The sequence below is a fragment of the Bacteroidia bacterium genome (genome assembly GCA_025056095.1).
GTDB lineage: Bacteria > Bacteroidota > Bacteroidia > JANWVE01 > JANWVE01 > JANWVE01.
Map to the genome: position 1 here is coordinate 1 of JANWVW010000231.1, position 4,459 is coordinate 4,459.

Here is a 4,459-nt window from a genome sequence, read left to right on the forward strand (position 1 = left end):
CGCAGCGAAGTACCGAAGCGAAGCGCAGTGCGGAATGCCCCGACCCTTGCGTCAGCAAGGGGCACGCCCAAAAAAATTAAATTATTTTTCAAAACTGATAAATAGCTTAGGGCAATACTTCATGAGCTTGATCATCTGTATTGGAAGAGCACTCTGTAGAAACAAAATGTAGGTTCTTTTTTACCTTTACCGTAAGAATGATGCTTGTAATAAGTGAAATTAACACACCTATAATAGCTACATTGAACGCAAATTGCAATAAAATGCCTAAAGTTTTCATCGCACTTGCCCCAAATTTATCTATCACATAAAGTAAAATAAGCAGCAAAATGAATAAAGTAAAGTTGATATTCAAAAATACAGATTTAAAGTTATTTCGTATAGCCAGTATCATAGGAATGACATAGAGCAAACCGCATGAGATAAAAAAGGTCATGGTATAAATCTTATTCTCGGCTGTTGACTCTTTATCTACAAAACTGTTGTATGCCATATAAAAAAATAGTATCACCAGAGGTACAGAACTTATAGAGAACCACTGAATTTTTTTCTCATTGAGAAATAGTCCTGCTACCAACCATAGCAAAGATAATACACAAGCTACAACAGTAATAGATTTAATACCCGCTATGAACTTTTTCATTTCATTGCCTGCAAATATGGCAAAAAGCCCTTCTAATTTGATCCAAGTAAAAAAGGTGCTAGCCAAAATGACCAAAAGTCCAAATAGAAATACTTTGATGACTATTTGAGAGCGATAATACGCCCTTACTGCACTGTTTATCATAAGTGCAAAAGTATAAATAAAAAACAAAAATTTTAGATTGTAAAGATTAGTTTTCTACTTCACCCAATTCATTTTTAAGTATCTCTATTACAGCAAGAATAGTTTCTTCTTCTAATTCTGTTCTACGTACTAATTCTTCTACTGATAAAGCAAGCACATCTCTTGCAGTATCACAGCCGATGCGTTTGAGTTCGTCAATTACCCATTCTTCAATTTCATCTGTAAATTCTACTAAATCTACATCTTCAATATCAGGTTCACCTTCACGAAGTACATCAATTTCATAGCCTAATAGTTTAGAAGCTAATTTGATATTTTGTCCATTTTTACCGATGGCTAATGAAATTTGGTCAGGGGGAAAATAAGCTACGATTCGTTTCTCTTTTTCATACACAACTATGTTAGTAGCTTTGGCAGGTTGTAAAGCACGTTGAGTCATTAAAGATACGTTATTACTAAACGGAATAACATCTATATTTTCACCTCTTAACTCACGGACAATACCTTGTATGCGAGAACCTCTTGTGCCTACACAAGCCCCCACAGGATCGATACGATCGTCATAGCTTTCTACGGTAACTTTAGCACGCTCCCCAGGGTCGCGAACAATATTCCTAATGACCACTAAGCCGTCTTGAATTTCAGGAACTTCTATTTCCAAAAGTCGCCTTAAAAACAAGCTATCTGCCCGAGATAGAATAACTTTGTACTGATTATTTTGGTGTTGAACTTTTAGGATAACTGCACGTACTAAATCGCCTTTCTTGAAATTATCCTTAGGTATCCATTCGCTTCTGGGTAACACTAATTCGTACCATACACCTGTTTCAGCTTGATGCTTAACTAAAATTTCGTTTTTATTTATCTGATGTATCTCACCAGTAATAATTTCTCCTATTCGCTCTTTGTAGTATTCATTCATTCCAATCTGCTCTATATCTTTAACCTTTTGCGCTAAAATTTGCTTTACCGTACTAATGACTCTACGACCAAAGCTATCAAATTTGCGCACAATAGCTACTTCTTCTAAAAGTTCGTAGTCTTCGTCTATTTTGCGAGCTTCAGAGAGTGGAATTTCAAATAGTTCATTTTCAAAGTCATCATCAGCTACTACGGTGCGTACGTGCATAGCTTGAACATCGCCCTTGTCTACGTTGACAATTATCTTGAAAGGTTCATCCGTACCAAATTCTTTTCTAAGCATGTATCTAAATACATCGTTCAAAATACCTGTAAAAGTAATACGGTCAATGTTTCTGCTTTTAGCAAACTCATGAAATGTTTCTATCAACATTTCTGTACTGATTTCGTTTTGTTTTTTTCGTTTTGGCATACGTCTTATAGAATGATTTTTGCACTTTCAATTTCTGAATAGGTAAAAGTTCTTTGGCTTGATAGTTTCTTTTTTTTGTTTTCTGCATGAAATTCAACAGTAAAGTCAGATAGATTGGCGCTTACTAATTTTCCTACGTACTTCTCTTCTGAATTGATAGTAACTTCTATTTTTCTTCCTATGTTACGAGCAAATTGGCGGGGAATAAGAGGTCTATCTACTCCAGGTGAGCTGACATCTATTCTATACAGTTGTGTAAAAGCAGGTGAGCTTTCTAGCACTTTTTCGTATAGCCTGCTGATTTGACTACATTGTTCTAAACTAATTCCGTCATCAGTATCTATGTAAGCCAATACAACAAAACCGTTCCGAAAAGGTTTTACTTTTACCTCTAATATGAAATATTCGGGCTTATCAGAGAGTACGCTCTCTAATAGCTGCAAGGCAATTTGTGTGCGTTCTTCTATGCTCATACGTATGTGTAGTGTAAAGAATGAAAAAAGAGGGGCTTATGCTCCTCTTTATGTTCAAAAAGCAGTGCAAAGATAAGATTAAGTTTTTGATTTTACAAATGATGACTCAGGTGCTTATTTTGTTGAAACAGAAAGACCTGCAAAGTAATTTAGCTTTGCAGGTCTTCTGTTGTATTATTTAGCTATCTTATTTGATTACACTCATGCGTTTGAGGTCAGTATAATTGCCTGCTTGCATTCTGTATAAGTACATACCCGCAGGCAGGTCTGATGTGTCCACTTGTAGTGTTTTGTGTCCTGTTAAGTTATCATCAAATAGGGTTCTGATTACTTTTCCTTCTACATTCATAAGTGTAATAACTACACGTTCTGTTTTAGGTACATAGATATCTATGTTAGCAGTGTTTGTAGTGGGGTTAGGATAGCTTTGTCCGAGATAATAAGTGTTGTTTGCCATAGCACTTTGTACTTGAGTACAAACCTTTACCTGTATGTACGCAGTGTCTTTGTTAGTACAGCCGTTAGCATCTGTGTAGGTGTAAATAACCATATTACTACCTACAGTAGCCAAAGCAGGGTTGAAGGTGTTACCTCCTGTAACATAAGGTCCTCCAGAGTATGTACCCCCTACTGGTGTACCTCCTGTTAAAGTGAAGGGTGCGTCAGTAGTACAAACTGTATCTTGTGAAGCAGGCACAGTGTAAGTTACATTAGGTAAAGGATTGACTACGACTTTAACCTTAGTACGAGGAGATTCACATGTACCATTGTCAGCTGCTACATAAGCAGAATCGGTTGACATAGCAGGACCGCTAATAACTGCACCTGTGAAGAAAGGAGTACCTCCTGTAGGTGAGTCATACCATTTTATAGTACCTGTACCTGACATAGTAATAGTAACGATTGTACCTGCACAGACAGTATCATTAGGCATGTAGCTAACTACAGTAGGTGCAGCAGGAGTAGGCACTACATTTACAGTAATAGCTGTGCGAGGTGAGGAGCAAGAACCAACTTCCTCAGCTACATAGTAAGTAGTAGTAGCGGTTAGCACAGGAGTTGTAAATGTACTGCCTGTACCCAATGGAGTACCACCAGAGGGTACGTTGTACCAAGTTAAAGTACCTGAACCCACAGCGCTTGCACTTAAAGTTGTAGAATTTCCATCACAAATAGTTAAGTTAGCAGGGGGAGTAGTGTTGTTTGGTGCAGATAGAGAAGGACAAGAAGTAATGTTTATGTTATCTATGTCTACCCAGTAATCACCTGCACCCCATTTACCTATCCAACGGAATACTACCTCTTGACCTGCTACAGCCGCAGGCAAGGTAATAGATTTATTGACAAATAAGTTAGAAGTAGTGTGTGTAGTAGAAGTAATAACAGAACCAGGCACTTTTGTAAAAGTTACTCCACAATCTAATGAGTACTCCAAATAAATAGAGTCTGTGGTTGTTAAAACAGTAGCAGTACCACCTGGGTTTAGATATGGAATTGAGTAGTCCACAATTCTGTAATCAAAGCTAAATGTACTTGTGCCTGATAAGAAAGGACCAATCTTAGGCATGATAGCGAATGAGGTGGGGTTGCCAGAATATAGGTTTGCCGCAAATCCCATGTCTGCAGTAGCTCCATGGTTTGCTCTTGCTTTAAAGTCATAGAAACCCATATCTGCCGACCAACCTGTAGGCACAGAGCCATCTGCATAGCTACCAAATCCCTCTGTATATGGCAAGGGTAGTGGAGCAATTACAGTTCTATTTACAGCAGCCATGGCATTGTTAGAGGGATCACCATCTGCAGGAGAGGTCATAGCAGTGGTAGCATTAAAGGTGTAGGTACCTGGGGTAGTCATATTCAGAGTGG

The 4,459-nt window shown here is 37.9% G+C and carries 4 protein-coding genes; all 4 read right to left on the reverse strand.

The window, feature by feature from the left end:
* Nucleotides 1-106: 106 nt before the first annotated feature.
* Nucleotides 107-787: a hypothetical protein gene (locus NZ519_12520; GenBank protein ID MCS7029578.1), complete on the reverse strand. Its 681-nt coding sequence runs from the start codon at nucleotides 785-787 to the stop codon at nucleotides 107-109.
* Between the two features lie 46 nt (nucleotides 788-833).
* Entirely contained in the window at nucleotides 834-2,093 is a 1,260-nt protein-coding gene (gene nusA, locus NZ519_12525; GenBank protein ID MCS7029579.1) for a transcription termination factor NusA, read from the reverse strand.
* A gap of 32 nt (nucleotides 2,094-2,125) precedes the next feature.
* Nucleotides 2,126-2,593, reverse strand: coding sequence for a hypothetical protein (locus NZ519_12530; protein MCS7029580.1), 468 nt, complete (start codon nucleotides 2,591-2,593; stop codon nucleotides 2,126-2,128).
* Between the two features lie 187 nt (nucleotides 2,594-2,780).
* Nucleotides 2,781-4,459 (reverse strand): T9SS type A sorting domain-containing protein (locus NZ519_12535; GenBank protein MCS7029581.1); only part of this gene is annotated, 1,679 nt, incomplete at its 5' end.

Bases quoted from the DNA above. Each gene is read 5' to 3' on its own strand.
- NZ519_12530 (MCS7029580.1), bottom strand. From the start codon at position 2,593: ATGAGCATAGAAGAACGCACACAAATTGCCTTGCAGCTATTAGAGAGC.
- NZ519_12520 (MCS7029578.1), bottom strand. From the start codon at position 787: ATGATAAACAGTGCAGTAAGGGCGTATTATCGCTCTCAAATAGTCATC.